Source organism: Algoriphagus aquimarinus, assembly GCF_007997215.1.
Lineage (GTDB): Bacteria > Bacteroidota > Bacteroidia > Cytophagales > Cyclobacteriaceae > Algoriphagus > Algoriphagus aquimarinus_A.
In genome coordinates this window covers 142,211-162,341 of record NZ_VORW01000003.1, presented here as the reverse complement: position 1 = coordinate 162,341, position 20,131 = coordinate 142,211, and the positions used below count along the sequence as shown (strand labels likewise).

The window sequence follows — 20,131 nt, the reverse complement described above, 5'->3', positions numbered from 1 at the left end:
GCAAATAGGCGATTTTTTATTATTGAATTAAGGCCTTAGCTTTGAGTTCTTCTTCAAAAATTAACAATGGATAAGTTTTCTTATATAGCTAATGCTCATGTGTCTTATATCGATGAGCTATACTCTTCTTACAAGAGTGACCCAGAATCAATCGACCCAAGCTGGAAAGAGTTTTTCGACGGCTTTGACTTTGCACTAACCAACTACGGTGAGGAAGAGGTCACAGCTTTATCAAATGGAAAGACTACTCCTCCTGCCAAAAATGGCGCACTTGCTACTCCAGGTACTATTATGGACATGGAGCAATTGCCAAAAGAAATAAAGGTTAGAGCATTGATTCATGCCTATAGATCTCGAGCTCACTTGAGATCTAAAACCAACCCAGTAAGAGAGCGAAGAGATAGAAAAGCTTTGATCGATCCTCAGGATTTTGGATTGGGTCAGGAAGATATGAATACCGAATTCCAAGCTGGAAATGAGATTGCAATAGGAACTGCTAAGTTGTCAAAGATTTTAGATTCTTTGAAATCCATTTACGAAGGCTCAGTAGGATTTGAATACTTATATATCCGTGATCCAGAAATGCTGGATTGGTTTAAGACTAAAGTGGAAAAAGAAGCTTTAGCTTTTAACCCTACTCACGAAGAGAAAAAGAGAATTCTTTCGAAGCTAAACCAAGCGGTAGTTTTCGAAAACTTTTTGCATACCAAATATCTTGGACAAAAACGTTTTTCACTTGAAGGTGGAGAAAGTACCATTCCATTTTTGGATGCTGTAATTAATACTTCATCTCAATTGGGAGTAAAAGAAGTAATGATCGGTATGGCTCACCGTGGTCGTTTGAACGTTTTGGCTAACATCATGGGCAAAACCTACGAGCAGATTTTCTCGGAATTCGAAGGAACTGCCAAACCGGATTTAACGATGGGCGATGGTGATGTGAAGTATCACATGGGCTATTCCAGTGATATTGTTACGCATAGCGAGAACAAGGTTCATTTGAAACTTGCTCCAAATCCTTCTCACTTAGAAGCGGTGGATCCAGTGGTTGAAGGTTTCCTTCGTGCCAAAATCGATTCAGAATATAAAGGAGATGTAACTAAAGTACTTCCTATTTTGATTCACGGAGATGCAGCTGTCGCAGGACAAGGCATCGTCTATGAAGTGACTCAAATGGAGAGCCTGAAAGGATATAATACCGGTGGTACGATTCACTTTGTTATTAACAACCAAGTTGGATTTACTACGGATTTTGATGATGCACGTTCCTCCATTTACTGTACTGATGTTGCTAAAATCATAGATGCACCAGTTATTCACGTGAATGGTGACAATGCGGAGTCTGTTGTTTTTGCAGCTAAACTGGCTTCAGAATTCAGGCAGAAATTCAGCCGTGACATTTTTGTGGACATGGTTTGCTATAGACGTCACGGACACAATGAATCTGACGAACCAAAATTTACTCAGCCAGAGCTTTATAATATTATTTCCAAGCATCCAAATCCAAGAGAGATCTATGTGAAGCGATTGGCAGAGCGTGGTGATGTGGAGGCAAAGTTGGCTTCTCAAATGGATGAGGAATTCAGACAATTGCTTCAGGATCGTTTGAATCTAGTGAAAGAAAAGCCACTTCCTTACCAAGCTACTCGTTTTGAGCAGGAGTGGAGCAGTTTGAGAAGATCCAAGCCAGAAGATTTTGATCAGTCGCCAGAAACTGGAATTAGCCAGGAGTTGATTGAGAAAGTAGCTGAAGCGCTGACTGTAATTCCTAAAGGGTTCAAACCATTGAAGCAGATTGAAGCGCAGCTGAAGCAGCGTAAGGATATGTTCTTCCATTCTAAAAGTTTGAACTGGGCAGCTGCTGAATTGCTTGCTTACGGTTCTTTGACGTTGGAAGGGAAGTCTGTTCGATTGACAGGTCAAGATGTACAAAGAGGCACTTTCTCTCACCGTCATGCCGTACTTCATGATGCTAATACTAACAAAGCCTACAATTCCTTGAAGGAAATGAAGGAAAGAAAAGGTGAATTCTACATTTATAACTCCCTTCTTTCCGAATATGCTGTACTAGGCTTTGAATATGGTTATGCTATGGCAAACCCTAATTCACTGACTATATGGGAAGCGCAATTTGGTGATTTCGCCAACGGCGCTCAAACCATGATTGACCAATTTATCACTTCCGGTGAATCAAAATGGCAGAAAATGAACGGTTTGGTGATGTTGCTGCCTCACGGCTATGAAGGTCAGGGACCAGAGCACTCCAATGCGCGTCCAGAGAGATTCCTTCAGCTTGCTGCTGAATACAATACAATTGTAGCAAACGTAACAGAACCTTCTAATTTCTTCCACTTGTTGAGAAGACAATTGGCTTGGGAATTTAGAAAGCCATGTATTGTGATGTCCCCGAAATCTTTACTTAGACATCCAAAAGTAGTTTCTCCACTTTCAGAATTTACCTCAGGTACATTCAGAGAAGTGCTTCCAGATACTACCGTGAATGCTAAGGATGTGAAGCGAGTAGTACTTTGCTCAGGCAAAATCTTTTACGACCTTGATGAGGCGAGAGAAAAGGAGAAAGTGAAAGATGTCGCTATCGTAAGAATCGAGCAGCTTCATCCGCTACCTAAGAAGCAAATGCTTGATGTGCTTGCAGGTTATCCAGAAGCTGAAATTGTATGGGTACAGGAAGAACCATCTAACATGGGCTATTGGAATTATATTCTGAGATTGCTTTACAAGGAAATACCAATGGAGGTAATTGCTCGGAAAGCTAGTGCTTCACCTGCAACAGGTTACAATAAAGTCCACATGGAGGAGCAGAAGAGTATTGTTGCTCAAGCACTTAATTTGAAATAATCACAGCTCTTTTTATTAAGACATCCAAAATAATCGTATCATTTTGTTCCTCTCTTTTTGACTACAAAAGAGAAAAAAAGAAAAACTTATGAGCAAAGAAATTAAAGTCCCGGCTGTAGGCGAATCCATCACGGAAGTTACCATCGGCCAATGGTTTAAAAAAGACGGAGATGAGGTTCAGATGGACGAAGTCCTATGTGAATTGGAATCCGACAAAGCCACTTTTGAGTTACCAGCTGAAGCTGCGGGTGTACTTAGAATCAAAGCCCAAGAAGGCGATGTATTGGAAATCGGAGCTGTGATCTGCGAAATTGACGAAACTGGTACACCAGGTAAGTCTGAGCCAGCTGCTGCGGCTGCTCCAAAAGCTGAAGCAAAATCTTCTGCGGCGACAGCTACAGGAGAAGTGAAAGATATGGTGGTGCCTACGGTGGGTGAGTCCATCACTGAGGTTACCTTGGCCAATTGGCTAAAAGGCGATGGGGATTATGTGAAGTTGGATGAGATTATAGCTGAAGTTGATTCTGATAAGGCAACATTTGAATTGCCAGCTGAGGCATCAGGAATTCTTCGCCACGTGGCGCAAGAAGGTGATGTGCTTGAGATTGGCGGAATGATCTGTAAAATCGAAGTAACGGAAGGTGAGCCAGCTGCGGCAGCTTCTTCTGAATCTTCTTCGACTCCTGTATCAGCATCAGCTGAGTCAGGAAATACTAATTATGCTACTGGACATGCTTCACCAGCTGCTTCAAAGATTTTGGCAGAAAAAGGAGTTTCTCCTGAGTCTGTAAAAGGAACCGGAAAAGACGGTAGAATTACCAAAGAAGATGCGCAATCTGCTCAGAAATCGGCTCCTGCACCAGCAAAAGCTGAAAGCAAACCAGCTGCGGCTGCTGCACCTGCACCAGTTGCAGGTTCTAGAAATGAACGCAGAGAGAAAATGTCTTCATTGAGAAAAACAGTGGCCAGAAGGTTAGTTTCTGTGAAAAATGAAACGGCAATGCTTACCACATTCAATGAGGTGAACATGAAGCCGATCATGGATTTGAGATCCAAATTCAAAGAGCAATTCAAAGAGAAGCATGGTGTAGGACTTGGATTCATGTCTTTCTTCACCAAAGCTGTTTGCGTAGCGCTTCAGGAATGGCCATCTGTAAATGCTAAAATCGACGGAAATGAGATGGTTTTCAACGATTTCTGTGATATTTCCATTGCTGTGTCTGCTCCAAAAGGATTGGTAGTTCCGGTGATCAGAAATGCTGAAGCAATGAGTTTTGATCAGATAGAAAAAGAAGTGGTTAGACTGGCGATGAAGGCTAGAGACAATAAACTTTCTATTGAAGAAATGACTGGTGGTACGTTCACATTGACAAATGGAGGAATCTTCGGCTCAATGATGTCAACACCTATCATCAATGCCCCTCAATCTGCTATTCTAGGCATGCACAACATCGTGCAGCGTCCGATGGCCGTCAATGGTGAAGTTGTCATCCTTCCGATGATGTACTTGGCGCTATCTTATGATCACAGAATCATCGATGGTCGTGAGTCCGTAAGCTTCCTTGTTAGAGTTAAAGAATTGCTTGAAGATCCGACAAGATTGTTGTTTGGAGTCTAAGGATTTACGATTTCCGATATACGATTTACGATGGGCTGAGGAACTTCAGCCCTCATTTTAACAAGTCTTGGCTCATGGTTCTAGACTCTAAAAAGACAAAAAAATGTACGATGTAATTGTTATAGGTTCTGGTCCAGGTGGATATGTAGCAGCGATTCGCTGTGCGCAACTTGGACTGAAAACCGCCATTGTTGAAAAATACTCTACGCTTGGAGGGACTTGCCTGAATGTAGGCTGTATTCCTTCCAAAGCATTGTTGGATTCATCCGAGCATTACCATAATGCTGCTCATACCTTCGAAACTCACGGTATCAAACTGAGCAACTTGAAGGTGGATTTAAAGCAAATGATCACCAGAAAGGATGATGTGGTGAAGCAAAATACTGATGGGATTCAATATTTGATGAAAAAGAACAAAATCGATGTTCATCAAGGAGTGGGTTCTTTTGTGGATAAAACCACTGTCAAAGTGACCAAAGAAGATGGAACTTCTTCAGATATTCAGGGCAAGAATATCATCATTGCTACTGGGTCGAAGCCTTCCTCTCTGCCTTTCATCAAATTGGACAAAGACCGAGTGATCACTTCTACTGAAACTTTGAACTTGAAAGAGATTCCAAAGCACTTGGTAGTCATCGGTGGTGGAGTAATTGGTTTGGAATTGGGTTCTGTGTATGCGAGATTGGGAGCGAAAGTTTCTGTGATTGAATTCATGGATTCCTTGATCCCTACTATGGATCGCACCATGGGCAAAGAGCTTCAGAAGTCACTGAAGAAAATCGGTTTTGAATTCTTCCTGAAGCATAAAGTAACTGCTGTAGAAAGCAAAGGCAAAGAAGTAACGGTGAAAGCTGAGAATGAAAAAGGCGAAACCATCGAAATGAAAGGTGACTACGTCTTGGTTTCTATCGGTAGAAAACCTTACACTGATGGCTTAAATGCTGAAGCTGCAGGGGTGAAAATCACAGACAGAGGTCAAGTGGAAGTAAATGATCACTTGCAGACCAATGTACCAAATATCTATGCAATCGGTGATGTGGTGAAAGGTGCAATGCTAGCTCACAAAGCTGAAGAAGAAGGTGTATTTGTTGCTGAGACTATTTTGGGGCAAAAGCCACATATCAATTACAACCTGATTCCTGGTGTAGTTTATACTTGGCCAGAAGTGGCGGCGGTAGGATTTACTGAAGAGCAATTGAAGGAAAAAGGCATCAAGTACAAAACTGGTAAATTCCCGTTTATGGCTTCTGGCCGAGCTAGAGCTTCCATGGATACCGACGGTTTAGTGAAAGTCTTGGCTGATGCTGAAACTGACGAGATCCTTGGAGTTCATATGATTGGTCCAAGAACGGCGGACATGATCGCTGAAGCTGTCGTGGCGATGGAGTACAGAGCATCTGCAGAGGATATAGCAAGAATGTCTCATGCTCATCCGACTTATACCGAAGCTTTTAAGGAGGCTTGTCTTGCCGCAACGGACAACCGAGCGCTTCATATTTAAGTAAGAAATATATTTTATACTAAAGCCATTCGGAGAGATTCGAATGGCTTTTTCTTTGGTCGAATTTTTGGTTTAATTAGCGTATGAAGTTTAAAATTGCCATAATCGGTGCTGGAAATGTTGCATGGCACTTGGCCCCAGCTTTAGAAGATGCAGGACATGTAATTACTGAAGTCTTTGCCCGCACGTTAAAAAGCGCTGAGAATATTACTAGTCGAGTATATGCCGGAGAGGCTAAAGATGATCTTGATTTTTCAGCTAGTGAGGCGGAAATATTTATTATGGCGGTAAAGGATTCTGCAATTTTGGAGATAGCAGATGAAATTATTCTACCTGAGGACAGTATTCTTGTGCATACCTCCGGATCTGTTGCTTTGGATATTTTGAATTATAGCTCGGCTACCTACACTGGCATATTTTATCCCTTGCAATCCTTTACTAAGGGACGAAAAATCGAATTTGACGAGGTGCCTTTTTTGCTGGAATCTGATGATGAGGAGACCTTGCAGAAACTGAAAAAGCTAGCTAAAAGCTTGACTCCGCTAACTTATACTGTGAGATCAAAGGATAGGAAAGCTATGCACATTGCTGCGGTTTTTGCCAGCAATTTCTCCAATCACATGATTAGAATTGCTGAGGAGGTCATGCGAAGGCAGGGGTTGGACTTCGAGATGCTTAAGCCGCTAATTATAGAAACAATTTCAAAAAGCCTTCAGATGGGAGCTAAGGCTGCTCAAACAGGACCAGCTATTCGAGAGGATTATGAAACTCTGGAAGACCACCATAGATTTTTGAATTACAACGAATCAATAGCTGAAATCTACAGACTAGTCTCCCAGGATATTATTGACGGATAATTAGTGAGTCCAAGTCCCGAATTTCCCAGCTTGGTAATCAGCATAGGCTTCTTGGATTTGCTTGGTCGTGTTCATGACAAATGGGCCTTGAGCAACCATTGGCTCATTGAAAGATAGGGCATTGCCTAAAATCAGAACTGCATCTTCAGTAGCTTCCACGCTAATGACACCCTCTTCATTTTTGAATTCTACCAAATTCCTGAAATTGACTTCTTCGCCGTTGACCTTCAGAGTACCTCGAACGATGTAGAAGAATATGCTCTCATCCTTAGGAATTGATTTTTCAAATTTCCCTCCCTTTTCCAAATAAATAGTGCTCATAGTAATCGGGAAATTCCCCTCAAAAGCACCTGCATTTCCTTCCCACTCTCCGAATAGCTGTTGAACTTTTACCTTGCCATTGTCCAAAGTGAAAGTTGGGATTTCCTCCTTCTGCAGGCCGATATAGCTTGGTTTCATCATTTTTTTGTCCGCAGGAAGGTTCAGCCAAAGCTGTAGGATTTCAAGGTCGCCACCGTTTTTCTTAAAATCAGAACTACTTACTTCCGAATGGATCAATCCACTTCCGGCAGTCATGTATTGTACTCCACCGGGACCGATTACAGATTCATGTCCAGACGAATCCAAGTGCATGATATCTCCAGCTAGGATAAAGGTAACCGTCTCCATTCCGCGATGGGGGTGGGGACCAAATGGCAAGCCTTGATTATTGGTAGGATAGGTTTGAAAACCGTGATGATTTAAAAAAATGAATGGGTCTAAATGATCTAATGACCGAGTTGGCATCGGGCTATACGTTACCAAATCCGCAATAGGCCTGTATTCAGCTTTATGTATTTTCTTAATTGCTCTCATGATTTCTCCAATTGATGTATATACATGTAATGGTTTTCAAAGGAATATGATTCACTTTTTTTTAGATTATTTTGGAATATCCTTAAGCCTAAGCTCAAAAAGGTCAGTTCGACGATCCTTCCGGTTTCTTACACTTCCAGATTGATTCAACTCTCGTAATAATGATAGATCAACATCTGCTATCAGTGTCATTTCGTTATTTGGAGTGGCTTCAGCTTTGATACCATTACTCGGGAAAGCGAAATCACATGGCGTAATTACCATGGATTGTGCGTATTGCATATCCATGTTGTGAACCTTCGGTAGATTACCCACACTTCCAGCCATAGCCACATAGCATTCGTTTTCAATTGCTCTGGCCATTGCACAATTTCGCACACGGGAATAGCCGTTTTGTGTATCAGTCAGGAATGGTATGAAAAGAATGTCCATACCTTCATCAGCTAAAATTCTACTTAATTCAGGAAACTCAGCATCGTAGCATATCAAAATCCCGATTTTGCCACAGTCAGTATCAAAAGCTTTCAGCCTACTACCGCCTTGCATCCCCCAGACTTTAGCCTCTAGCGGTGAAATATGTAACTTCTCATAAGATTCTACCGACCCATCTCGCTTGCAGAGGTAACCTACATTATATAGCTTATCATTTTTGATCTTCGGCATGGAGCCGGTGATGATGTTGATATTGTAGGAGACAGATAGCTGCGCAAAACGCTTGACGATCTCGTCTGTGTATTTTGCCAATCCACGGACTGCCTGTGCTTCGCTCAAGTGATTGAATTCGGCCATCAAAGGAGCATTGAATAGCTCGGGGAAAAGTGCGAAATCCGAACGGTAACCAGACACAGCATCGATGAAGTACTCCGCCTGCTGCATCAACTCATCCAAATTGTCATACAAGCGCATTTGCCATTGGATCAAACCTAGGCGAACGATTGTCTTGTTCGTAGAGGCCTTTTTGTTTGGCTTTTCATAAAAAATATTATTCCATTCCAACAACACGGCAAACTCACTTGAAGCAGAATCACCCTCAAGATAGTTTTTCATGATCCGCGCTGGGTGGAAGTCATTTGCCAATTGGAAATTCAGAACTGGATCATAGATTTCCTTCAGCTTCACTTTTTCCAAATATTCCTTTGGCCCCATCTGGTCTGCATACTTATGGTAATTGGGTATTCTTCCGCCAAATACAATTCCTTTCAAGTTTAACTTTTCGCAGAGCTCTTTACGGTAGTCGTACAATCTTCTTCCAAGTCTCAATCCACGAAATTCAGGTTTGATGAAAACATCAATGCCGTATAGCATGTCTCCTGAATTGTTGTGATTGTCAAAAGTAAAGTTAGTAGTGATGTCTTTGTAGGTATGTTCTCCTTCCAATTCAGCATCATTCACTATGATTGAAAGAGCACATCCTGCCAGCTGATCATTAATTCGAATTACCACCTGTCCTTCTGTGAATTTGGTGATCAGACTTTCTATTTGACTTTCCTTCCAATAAGAACCTGGCATACTTCTGTATGCTTCGATCATGGCTGCCTTTAGGTCTTTATAGTCCGAAGGTTGAAGGTAGGATAATGATATATTTTCGACTTGAGTATTGTCCATGATGTGGTTGCTTAATAGGCTGCGGTTTGAAAGACTTGGGTGTTAGAAAAGCGATGCAATTAAGGTAATTCCTTGTCAAGTCTAAGGATAGTTTGTAGTAAAACATTGGCTCCGTTTGCAATGTTTTCAGGAGAAGAATATTCCTCTGGTGAATGACTTATTCCGCCTCTACTTGGGATGAAAATCATACCTATAGGTGCTAACCTAGCCATTTCTTGAGCATCATGACCGGCACCGCTTGGAAGATACATAGTGGATAGACCAAGTTCTCTGGCTGATTGTTCAATTACTTTTTGAATAGCTGGATTTGCCAATGCTGGTTTGCTTGCTACTTCCTGGTGAGCTATACTCACTTCAGTCCCGCTTGCTTCAGCAAATTCTTGTGCTTTTGCAGCAAGTACATTGTAAATGTTCCAGATTTTCTCAGAGGAAAGGTCTCTAAGCTCCAGATTTAAAGAGACTTCCCCTGGGATTACATTTCCTGCACCCGGGAAAGCTTCTATTTTGCCGACGGTCCCCACCTGAGCACCTTCATATGATTTTACTATTTCATTCACCGCTAGAATAAATCTAGCTGCCGGAAGCATTGGGTCTTTTCTCATGTTCATGGGAGTGGTTCCTGCATGATTTGCAAATCCTTTAAAAGTAAACTGCCACCATTCAATCGCTACAATACCTTCCACTACTCCGATTTGTACTCCTTCACGTTCGAGATTGCCTCCTTGTTCTATGTGAAATTCAAGAAAAGCGGCATAGGCTCCTTTTTCTTTTTTGACTTCAGGAATTCGGTCAGGATTTCCATCTACAGCCTTTATTCCTTCAGCTTGGGTGAGGCCGCTGCTACTTTTCGTAAGTAAAGCTTCTGGTGAAAGTTGGCCTGCTAGTGCTCTACTGCCAACAACTCCACCTTCTTCATTGGTGAAAATGATGATTTCCAATGGATGTTGAGTCACCGTTTTATTTTCAAGCAAAGTCTGGACAACTTCGATAGAACTCATTGACCCTACAGGCCCGTCGTAATCCCCGCCATTTGGCACTTCGTCTATATGAGAACCAAAGGCAATAGGTTTGAGGTTAGGGTTAGTCCCAAACTTTTTTCCAATAATATTTCCAGCAAAATCAACTGAAACGTCTAGTCCTAGCTCAGTCATTTTCTTGATGACGAACTTCCTAGCGGCAATGTCATGAACACTGTATGCTACCCGGTCAGATCCGCCTGCTGCATTTTTCCCATAAGTGGAAAGTTCTTGAATTAGTCCTGCAAGTCTTTCTTGGTTTACCCTAATTGTCTGGGAGTTGGCGTTTGCTCCAGAAAACAGTGTAAGAAGGCAAATGCAAAAGATGGTAGAAAAAACATGTCTCATAAGGTGGAATATAGTACGATAAGATAATTATAGTAGATGCAAACAAAAAATCCCTTCCAGTTTGGAAAGGATTTATTGAAAGAAATTCTTGATTATTTAAGCCAAGCTAATTTTACTTCTTCAGGAGCTTTCATCCTATCGGCAAGCCTCATATATCTATCGGATAATTTCACGAGGTAATCCTGCGCTTTGGAGGCTACATCATTTAATCCTGTCAAGCTTTCTATTTTCCAAAGATCTACTAGATGTTCAATAATTCTGGCGTAATCCCAGCCAGTGTATATACCTACTTTCTGCGTAATAGTGGAGAATTCAGTGAATAAAGAAGGGTTTGAACCACCTTCACCCATCAGTACCGCCGGCATGACGATCTGCTTTCTCATCAGTTTTTCAAAAGCCAGAATTGCTCCATTTGGATCAATTTCGAATATGGCTGACATAAAGCTTTTGTAAGCTTTTTCGTGTCTAGCTTCGTCTCCAGCAATTTGCTTACATATTCTTCCTAAAATAGGGTCTCCAGCGATATCTGCCAATTTCCCAGTGTTAACGTGAGAAATTTTGGTAGCTCTCTCTTGAAAAGAGGTGTACACAATCGCCTGATATGGATCACCACCGGTATTTGGGTCGAATCCATTGGTAAGTAATCTGTGAATGGTTTGCTCTACAGCTTTCATATCTACTCTTCCAGTCATGTAGAGGTATTTGTTGAGTAGATCACCATGACGGTTTTCTTCTGCAGTCCAGGATTTGGACCATCTCACCCAACCTGAAGGTGATAGCAGGCTTCTTTCTGGATTGATTCCTTCCAAAAGATTGAAGTAGGTCTGATAACTTGGAAGAGCTTCCTCCGTAATCATATTTCCAACTAAGGAAGTTAAAACGGTGTCAGGAATACCTTCTGATCTTTGTTGAAGTAATTTTACTTGATCATGAATATCTGGATCTCCAAAATCGGGTAGGAAATCTGATGGTTGCCAGCACTTGTCCGGATCAACGAGGATATTATCTACGGCCTCGCCAACAAGACCATCCAATTGAGAGATGACCTCTATGTTCTTTTCTAGTTCGTAATTTATTTCTCCTGATTTCATCATGGATAAATTTAGGCCCGAATTATAAAAACTCGGTCGGATTTTGAATTAGGACAAATTTACTCACAAATAGACAAATTACTGATAGAATATGTCTATCAATGATTCAAGATTCTATAAGTGACCAACATACAGTGAATTAGAGTAGCAATCAGTTGAAGATATTTAATAAGGTTTTCAACTTCTACCCTTTGTTGCTCCTATTTGGTGATAATTCTGTTAGTCGCTTGTCCATTAATATAAGGAAAATTAAGTCCTCACAGTTCATTAACGTAAAAAAGCCTTCTTAAGAAGGCCTTTAAATGTGTTGCTGACCTAGGTATTAATAGTCTAGTTTGTAGGCGACTACCTTATTTTTGAAGAACGTTGGGACTAAGACGATGTTGTCTCCGGGGATGAATCCAATATCCGCAGTGTTTGATTCTGCATTTTTTGTATCCAAAAGCAGTGTCTCACTGCCATCGCTATTTACAAAGTAGATTTCTCCAGCCCATCTAGAAGCTACATAGTTCCCATCTCCTAAAATCACAAGTCCGTCACCACCTGTCACCACATCATTCAATATCATGGATGTGCCGTCTGCCTGAAGCGATTTCATACCAGTTTTATCCAAAACATATAGCATTCCGTCTTCTCCTATAGCAATTCCATTGATTGACTCATGTCCTTCAGTTACGGTAGATATTTTTCCACCATCAAGCAAATGGACTTTGCCAGTATTCATGTCAGTGAAATATACTTTCCCGTCGTATGTAGCAAGATCGTTAAGGAACTGGCCTCCTTCGACTGGGTATTTATTGCTGATTTTCCCTGATTCAAGATTTACTTCTATGAGCTGATCAATGTCAGTCACATATAAATTGCCATTAGCAATCCCCATTCCCTTAGGAGCATTTAGTCCAGTTACCCAGTTTTGGTTGACTACTTTGCCTTCTTTGTCAATGATAGAAATAGAGCCTTTGCCGTCTTCGCCTTGAGGATCTCCTTCTATGTTGGAAACATAGATTTTGCCTGATGCAGCATCATACAATACGGATTCGTTTGTGGTCAATGTGGTGTCTGTCTCCCAGATTTTAGTCAAAGTCGGTGTTTTCACTTCTTCGATGACTACCTCTTCGGTAGTTTCTTCAGTTTTGGGAGAAGCACAATTTGCGAAAAAGAATGCTGCGAATAAGCCTAAAAGGCCTAGTTTGATTGTTGTTGATTTCATATTAGTTTTTGGTTAGTGTCCAGTTATATTGATTAAATCCAGCAGGGGCTGTTTCCTTTAGTCTATCTGCAATTTCTCCTAGGTAGAGCGTATTATATCTGAGTCTGGAAATATAATTTGGGAGAGTAGGGTCTCCATTCCAGCAATGCTCTGCTCTGTCTCCGTATGCTACTGTACCATCATAGTAAGGGTTTTGCGTTTGTTCCAAAAAATCTTCAGTCAGGTAAACTGCATTGTTTAGGTAATAGTTATCCATGTCACCACAAAAGATATTTATTTTCCCTTCCAATTTTGGGCCTAGGGTCTCCCAATCTCTCTCCATTATATAGCGAAGGTCGTAATTTTCCTTCCAATAAGAAGCAACCTCAGAGTCGATTTCTCCTGAATATTTATCCCATATGGGTTTTGGATATCCATCTGCGCCTTGTGGAGAATAGACCGCTTGCCAAATATCGAATTGATCACCAGATCTACTTTTGGTACCTCCAATTGCAAGTTCACGATGATTCATGTCTTGGACGGTTGCAGATATATGACCTAAATAATCCCTATGTCCTGGTCGTAAAGTCTTTCGGAATTCTCCTTCTTGATAGTAAGCATTCTGATCTTCATAGAGATTAATAGAAGTATAAGCTCTAAAATCTATAGGATCTGGGCAAGCAGCAAAACAACCATTATATTCATCAGGGTAAAATATCTGCACAGCTAAAGCTTCCCATCCTCCAGTAGATCCACCATACAGAAATCGTGACCATCCCTCGCCAATGCCACGGAATGTCCTCTCAATGTGAGGGATTAACTCAAAAGTTATTGCGTCTCCGTATGGCCCAAGGTTGGCTGAGTTTACGGCATAGCTGTCATCATAATAAGGATTAGCATGTTGAATCTCCACAATAATAAAACGCTGAAAGTCTGGAGACGTCCATTTTTGATAAAAGTCATATTCTTCTTGCTGTTGAATTTTCTCATATCCATAAATCCCGAACCTTTCGTTGTATTCATCATCGCTTAGATCAGGATCAGGTGGGATAGTTCTGAAGCCAGAGAAATCAGAGGGGAAATGCCCATGAAAAATCATGATCGGATAGTATTGATTTGGGTTTTCATTAAATCCCTCTGGAAGGAGTATGTTAGCTCCTAAGTACATATCTCTTCCCCAGAATTCTGATAGTAAATCAGACTTAAATTTTATGTGCTTGATGTAATCCGTGTCTTCAGGTTCCTTTATCTCAGGAATGATCTGGTCTATAGTCAATGTTAGGTCTTTTCCATTTTTCCAATCGACCTTAACTGGGTTGCTGTAAATGTTTTTTGGTGCTCTAGCCCATTGCCGACCTTCGCCCTGATCCATTGGGAGCTTTACAGTGTGGCCATCCGCGCGGGTAAAGCTTTCATGTTTTTGAATAAATGCTTGCACATAGAATATTCCGTCCGGCATATCTGAGAGCTTTTCCTTGGGGTAGCCAAAACTAGTGATGTCAAATTCAATAGTATTGCCAGATTTATAATTTTCAAAATCCATCCCAAATACCTGATTTGTTCCCACATTGTCACTTATCCCAAACCTAGGTTCTGTAGTGCTATCAGGCGAGAAAATTAATAATAGTCTCCCATCCTTAAGGTCACTTTCTAGCGTGAGATCAATCTTAATCTCGATAGGTGAGGACTGTTTTGAGCTGCAAGCCCAACTCAGAAGAAGAAAAATTGAAAATATCCAGAAATGTTTCATGCTAGGTGGTTTTGTATTGGAATTTACATAATTATCTATTGGTAAATTGATTTTAGGGGTTCTAAATCGCCTAGATCTGCCAGATATTTTGCTAAAAATGCCTTTGATGGATTAATGAGTGTTCAGTTAGAAAAACCACTTATCTTAGGATTTAATCTAACCCACCAACTTATGAGAAAATATTTAAACGCTGCATTGCTGGTCACTTTGGCTTTCGCATGCTCGCCCAAGGAAAAAGAGGCAACTGTTGATTACACTGCACTGTCTGATGCAGAGCGATTGGAAGTTGCTACCAAAATTGCTCACGAAACTATCATCGTGGATGGTCACGTGGACTTGCCTTATCGTATGAAAATAGGAGGTTTTACACTTCAGCGTGAAATCCTTGATGTTTCGGTACGTACGCCAGATGGTAATTTCGATTTTCCAAGAGCTAAAGAAGGCGGGTTAGATGCGCCATTTATGTCCATTTATATTCCAGCAGGTCTTCAGCAGACTCCAGGTTCTTCCAAAGCTTTGGCAGATTCGTTAATACTGATGACGGAGCGTTTGGCGGAGACTTTTCCGGATCAGTTTGCGATGGCCTATAGCCCAGCCGATGTGGAGGCTAATTTTGCCGCAGGCAAAGTCTCTCTTCCAATGGGAATGGAGAATGGATCAGCTTTGGAAGACGATATCTCAAATGTTGCCTATTTCCAAAGTAGAGGTATTCGATATATTACGCTGACTCACGGCAAGGCGAATCTTATTGGTGACAGTAGCTATGATACCGTAAGGTTATACAATGGTTTGAGTGAGTATGGTGAGAAGGTAGTCGCGGAAATGAACCGTGTGGGAATAATGGTTGACTTGTCACATGTTTCGGATGATACATTTAAGGATGCTTTGGCTATTACCAAGGTGCCGGTAATTGCTTCTCACTCATCAGTGAGGGTATTCACGCCAGATTTTGAAAGAAATATGAGTGATGAACTGATTCAAGCGATGGCCAAAAATGGCGGTGTGATGATGATTAATTTCGGCGGTTCTTTTATTGATTCAGCATATGCAGCTGGTTCTGATATAGTCCGTGAACATCTGATTAACTATATGGCTGAAAATAATTTGAGCCAAGCTGATTCAGTATTTAAAGCTTATGCGGCGGAGTACATTTCTGCAAATAATCCGTTTCCTACGGTTCAGCGAGTAGCGGATCACATCGATCATGTTAAAAACTTGGTTGGTGTTGATTACATCGGTTTAGGTTCTGATTTTGATGGGGTAGGCGATTCCTTGCCTACAGGGTTAAAGGATGTTTCCATGTATCCAAATTTGATTGCGGAGCTATTAAAGCGAGGGTACTCGAGAGAAGAAATCGAGATGATCTGTTATAAAAATGTATTCAGAGTTTGGCGGGCTGTAGAGGACTATGCAGCCAAATCTGAATAAGATCGAACTGACTTAAGATTTTCAAATCCTGCTTTAGAGATAGAGCAGGATTTTATTTTTAGAATCCAATTTTCTTTCTTTCACCCAAACTTGGTTTTAGTAATTCCTCAATAATTTGATAGATTTTCGCAATGTGAAGATATGGAGCAGTTCGTCGTCCTCTCCATCTTGAGGTCACATTTTGTGACTTCAAGTTTTGCCACTCTTCTTCAGATAGTTGAAACATGAAGTCTAAAGGGAATCTATCAGGGTTTCTTTAGACAGATTGATGAAGTGCTTTGGTCAGTACTCCATACATTTCGGCTAAATCGGAATCTAGCATCACTTTCTTGTTGCGGATTTTGTGGATGAGCTGTATTACCTGTTCTTTATTTAAAAGTTCGTTCATAGAAGGTGTTTAAAAAAGTGTAGACTAATATAAAATAATCGAACGATTTCGTGTACACAAAATGTCGTTTAATCTTTTTGATCAGAATAAAGTTCTGTCAAGTTTTCCGTTTTAGCCTAATTAAAAGAGGTTATTCGGTCATTATGGCCGTAATATGTGATTGGATGAAGTTTTGATAATAGAGTGGAAGTTGGGAGATTAGAAGTAGTTTTTAAGACCCAATTGATAAAATTGACACCACAAATAACCAACCATACAATGGACTTTAAACAATTCACTATAAAATCTCAGGAGGCGATTCAGAAGGCTTTGGAGTTGGCATCTTCGGCGGGACAACCGAATATTGAGCCAGCACATTTACTTAAGGCGATCATCACTGAGGATGAAAATGTGATCGAGTTTTTGTTCAAAAAACTCGGTACAAATAAACAGCTCATTTCTCAAAAGCTTGATGAGCAATTAGCCCGCTTGCCAAAAGTGAGCGGAGGACAGCAACAGCCTTATTTGTCGAATTATTCGAATCAGGTATTGACGAAAGCCAAGGATTATCTCAAGACTTTCGGCGATGAATACGTAGCAATAGAGCATTTGTTGTTAGCGATTTTGGCTAACGGGGATGCTTCTTCTCAGCTATTGAAAGATCAGGGTGTTTCTGAAAAGCCCTTGATCGAAGCTATCAAGGAACTTAGAAAAGGAAATAAAGTGACCGATCCAAACGCAGAAAGTAAGTATCAGGCATTGGAGAAATACTCCAAAAACCTAAATGAAATGGCTAAGAAGGGTAAAATTGACCCTGTGATTGGCCGTGATGAAGAGATCAGGCGAGTACTTCAGATCTTGGCACGTAGAACCAAAAATAATCCGATTCTACTGGGGGAACCCGGTGTAGGTAAGACTGCCATTGTCGAAGGGCTTGCGCAAAGAATTGTTTCTGGTGATGTGCCTGAAAACCTGAAGTCAAAGACTTTGATTTCATTGGATATGGGTTTGCTGGTCGCAGGAGCCAAATATAAAGGTGAATTTGAAGAGCGCTTGAAAGCAGTCATCAAAGAGGTGACAGATGCTGAAGGCGAAATCATTCTCTTTATTGATGAGATCCACACGCTGATTGGCGCTGGTGGAGGCGGAGAAGGTGCGATGGATGCGGCAAACTTGCTGAAACCTGCTTTGGCACGAGGAGAACTACATGCTATCGGAGCGACTACACTTAAGGAATATCAGAAGTACATCGAGAAAGATAAAGCGCTTGAACGTCGATTCCAGACTGTAATCGTGGATGAACCGGATGCTGCAGATGCGATTTCAATCCTTCGTGGAATTAAAGATAAATACGAATTGCACCACGGTGTTCGAATCAAGGATGATGCGGTGATTGCAGCCGTGGAGCTTTCACAGAGATACATTTCCGATCGATTTTTACCAGATAAGGCGATTGATTTGATGGACGAAGCTGCGGCAAAATTGAGAATGGAGATAGATTCTTTGCCGCAAGAGCTTGACGAATTGAATCGTCGAATCATGCAGTTGGAGATCGAGCGTGAGGCTATTCGTAGAGAAAAAAATAAAGACAAAGAAACTGTCCTAAGCAAAGAGCTTGCTGAGCTTGCCGAAAAGCGAGATAGCGTGAAAGCCAAGTGGGAGAGTGAGAAAGCTGTGATCACAGGAATACAGCGAGAGAAAGAACGTATTGATAATTATAAGCTTGAAGCTGAGCAGGCTGAACGGGCTGGCGATTTCGGGAAAGTAGCCGAGATCAGATATGGTAAAATAGTGGAAGCTGAGAAGAAGCTAGAATCCTTCAAGTCTCAGTTGGCAGAAATGCAGGCTGGATCTCCTTTGTTGAAAGAGGAAGTAGATCAGGAAGATATTGCTGCGGTAGTGTCTAAATGGACTGGCATTCCGATGAATAAAATGATTCAGTCTGAACGCGAGAAATTACTTCATTTGGAACTTGAGCTAGGGCATCGAGTGGCAGGTCAGAAGGAGGCAATTACTGCTTTATCAGATGCTGTACGTAGAAGCCGTGCTGGATTGCAAGATCCAAAGCGTCCGATTGGTAGCTTTATCTTCATGGGAACCACAGGCGTGGGTAAAACCGAGCTGGCGAAAGCCTTGGCTGAATATCTTTTCAATGATGAAAATGCCATGGTGAGAATAGATATGTCAGAATATCAAGAGCGACATTCAGTAAGCCGCTTGGTGGGAGCACCTCCAGGCTACGTGGGATATGATGAAGGTGGTCAATTGACAGAAGCAGTTCGTAGAAAGCCATACTCTGTGATCTTACTTGATGAGATCGAAAAGGCTCACCCAGATGTGTTTAATATTTTATTGCAAGTTCTTGACGACGGTAGATTGACAGATAACAAAGGTCGTGTGGCTAATTTTAAAAACACGATTATTATCCTGACTACCAATATCGGTTCGCACTTGATCCAAGAGCGATTTGCGGAGATGGAAGAGTGGAACAAAGATGAGATATTGGATAAGACCAAGAAGGAAGTTTACGAGCTTTTAAAGAAGTCCGTAAGGCCAGAATTCTTGAACAGAATTGACGAGACGATTATGTTTGAGCCACTAAGTAAGAAGATCATTCGTAAGATCGTGGACATTCAGTGGAGGGAGATTCAGCAAAGATTGTCTGAATCCGGAATTGAAATTGAAGCTACAAAAGAGGTGTTAGATCACTTAGGAGAAGTTGGTTTTGATGCAAACTTCGGAGCTAGACCGCTCAAGCGAACCATGCAGCGATTGGTGCTGAATGAACTATCGAAACAGATCTTGTCTGGATATATAAAAAATGATTCTGCAGTGATGGTAGATCTGGATGCTGATAAGCAGGTTTATTTCAAAAATATAGGAACAGAAATAGAAGTGTAATTTAGGTTAATCGTTAGAGTTAAACCCTCGGAGCACATGCTTCGAGGGTTTTTGACTATAACTAAATTAGTCAGTATAAGAAATCCTTCTAGAGGCTTTTTTCATTAAAATGTTAATCAATTGGTCGGTAGAGGATCCTAAGGCGCCACTGACAGATTTGTTATAATTTGCTAATAATAAGCCTTCATCAGCGTCGTAAAGATTCATATTGAGGACAGCTTTATTTGTAGCACCGCCAAAACCTACTAATAAATTCAAGGCCAGATTTGCAGCTTCTGACATTGGTTTATTGGTCTCAAATGTGCCCATAATAATGGCATCAACACCTAGGATATCGGCTAATTCATCAGGAGTATATTCTTCGAAATTTTCAGATGTTACCCCAAATTTTTTAAGTTTTGCGTTACAGGTGATTGGATCTTGAAATGTGACAGTCGAGGTGCCTTTTTTATCTCTTTTCAGAAACCAGGAATACATTCCGTTTTGTACACTAATTCCTTCATCTTGCTCCATCTTTTCAAGCTGGCCAGGAGCCATAGATTTCATGTCTTTAGGTCTAAGTGTAATACTGGTATTAAATGGGAGAATCGCAATCGTTTCATGGGTCTTAGCATATTCTTCGAATTTAGGATGTTCATACAATGAAGTTTGAGCAAAAGAGTATGCACTAAAAAGGATCAGCGCTAACGTAAATAGGGGAGTTTTCATAAAAGTTTAGTAATTAAATTTACGTCCAATTATAATCG

At 41.1% G+C, this 20,131-nt stretch carries 13 protein-coding genes and 1 pseudogene; 6 read left to right on the top strand and 8 right to left on the bottom strand.

Annotated elements, in window-relative coordinates; all coding sequences use genetic code 11:
* Positions 1-66 precede the first annotated feature (66 nt).
* The 4 genes from ESV85_RS07925 to ESV85_RS07910 all read left to right on the top strand — a co-directional run bounded on the left by ESV85_RS07925 (position 67) and on the right by ESV85_RS07910 (position 6,835).
* Complete coding sequence (locus tag ESV85_RS07925) at positions 67-2,859, top strand: 2-oxoglutarate dehydrogenase E1 component (protein ID WP_146916384.1); 2,793 nt, start codon at positions 67-69, stop codon at positions 2,857-2,859.
* A gap of 88 nt (positions 2,860-2,947) precedes the next feature.
* Complete coding sequence (gene odhB, locus ESV85_RS07920; protein ID WP_146916383.1) at positions 2,948-4,477, top strand: 2-oxoglutarate dehydrogenase complex dihydrolipoyllysine-residue succinyltransferase; 1,530 nt, start codon at positions 2,948-2,950, stop codon at positions 4,475-4,477.
* A 103-nt stretch (positions 4,478-4,580) separates the two neighbouring features.
* Positions 4,581-5,978 carry a dihydrolipoyl dehydrogenase gene (gene lpdA, locus ESV85_RS07915; protein WP_146916381.1) on the top strand — a complete coding sequence of 466 codons (1,398 nt, stop codon included), beginning with the start codon at positions 4,581-4,583 and terminating at the stop codon, positions 5,976-5,978.
* Between the two features lie 83 nt (positions 5,979-6,061).
* The gene (locus ESV85_RS07910; protein WP_146916379.1) at positions 6,062-6,835 is read left to right on the top strand and encodes a Rossmann-like and DUF2520 domain-containing protein; all 774 of its coding nucleotides are present in this window, start codon (positions 6,062-6,064) and stop codon (positions 6,833-6,835) included.
* Here ESV85_RS07910 and ESV85_RS07905 read toward each other — a convergent pair whose 3' ends face one another.
* The 6 genes from ESV85_RS07905 to ESV85_RS07880 form a co-directional block, all read right to left on the bottom strand.
* On the bottom strand, positions 6,836-7,690 hold the full coding sequence (locus ESV85_RS07905) for a pirin family protein (RefSeq protein WP_146916378.1): 855 nt from the start codon (positions 7,688-7,690) through the stop codon (positions 6,836-6,838). It abuts the gene before it with no gap.
* A 66-nt stretch (positions 7,691-7,756) separates the two neighbouring features.
* Complete coding sequence (locus ESV85_RS07900; protein WP_191321971.1) at positions 7,757-9,295, bottom strand: carbon-nitrogen hydrolase family protein; 1,539 nt, start codon at positions 9,293-9,295, stop codon at positions 7,757-7,759.
* Between the two features lie 59 nt (positions 9,296-9,354).
* Positions 9,355-10,659 (bottom strand): Zn-dependent hydrolase, encoded by a 1,305-nt coding sequence (locus tag ESV85_RS07895; RefSeq protein ID WP_146916375.1) that lies wholly within the window; start codon positions 10,657-10,659, stop codon positions 9,355-9,357.
* Positions 10,660-10,751: 92 nt separating this feature from the next.
* Positions 10,752-11,753, bottom strand: coding sequence for an acyl-ACP desaturase (locus ESV85_RS07890; protein ID WP_146916374.1), 1,002 nt, complete (start codon positions 11,751-11,753; stop codon positions 10,752-10,754).
* Between the two features lie 319 nt (positions 11,754-12,072).
* Positions 12,073-12,960, bottom strand: a complete 888-nt coding sequence (locus tag ESV85_RS07885) for an SMP-30/gluconolactonase/LRE family protein (RefSeq protein WP_146916372.1) — start codon at positions 12,958-12,960, stop codon at positions 12,073-12,075.
* A 1-nt stretch (position 12,961) separates the two neighbouring features.
* Positions 12,962-14,689 carry a hypothetical protein gene (locus ESV85_RS07880; RefSeq protein ID WP_146916370.1) on the bottom strand — a complete coding sequence of 576 codons (1,728 nt, stop codon included), beginning with the start codon at positions 14,687-14,689 and terminating at the stop codon, positions 12,962-12,964.
* A gap of 171 nt (positions 14,690-14,860) precedes the next feature.
* Here ESV85_RS07880 and ESV85_RS07875 point away from each other — a divergent pair, with 171 nt between their 5' ends.
* Positions 14,861-16,117, top strand: coding sequence for a dipeptidase (locus ESV85_RS07875; RefSeq protein ID WP_146916368.1), 1,257 nt, complete (start codon positions 14,861-14,863; stop codon positions 16,115-16,117).
* 58 nt (positions 16,118-16,175) lie between these two features.
* On the opposite strand, the pseudogene ESV85_RS07870 reads toward ESV85_RS07875, so the two are convergent.
* Positions 16,176-16,505, bottom strand: a pseudogene (locus tag ESV85_RS07870) (ORF6N domain-containing protein).
* A gap of 258 nt (positions 16,506-16,763) precedes the next feature.
* On the opposite strand from ESV85_RS07870, the gene clpB reads away from it, so the two are divergent.
* A complete protein-coding gene (gene clpB / locus ESV85_RS07865) occupies positions 16,764-19,385 on the top strand; it encodes an ATP-dependent chaperone ClpB (RefSeq protein ID WP_146916367.1) in 2,622 nt (873 codons plus the stop codon).
* Positions 19,386-19,451: 66 nt separating this feature from the next.
* Here the strand turns inward: clpB and ESV85_RS07860 are convergent, their stop codons facing one another.
* Positions 19,452-20,093, bottom strand: a complete 642-nt coding sequence (locus ESV85_RS07860; protein WP_146916365.1) for a hypothetical protein — start codon at positions 20,091-20,093, stop codon at positions 19,452-19,454.
* Positions 20,094-20,131: the final 38 nt, after the last annotated feature.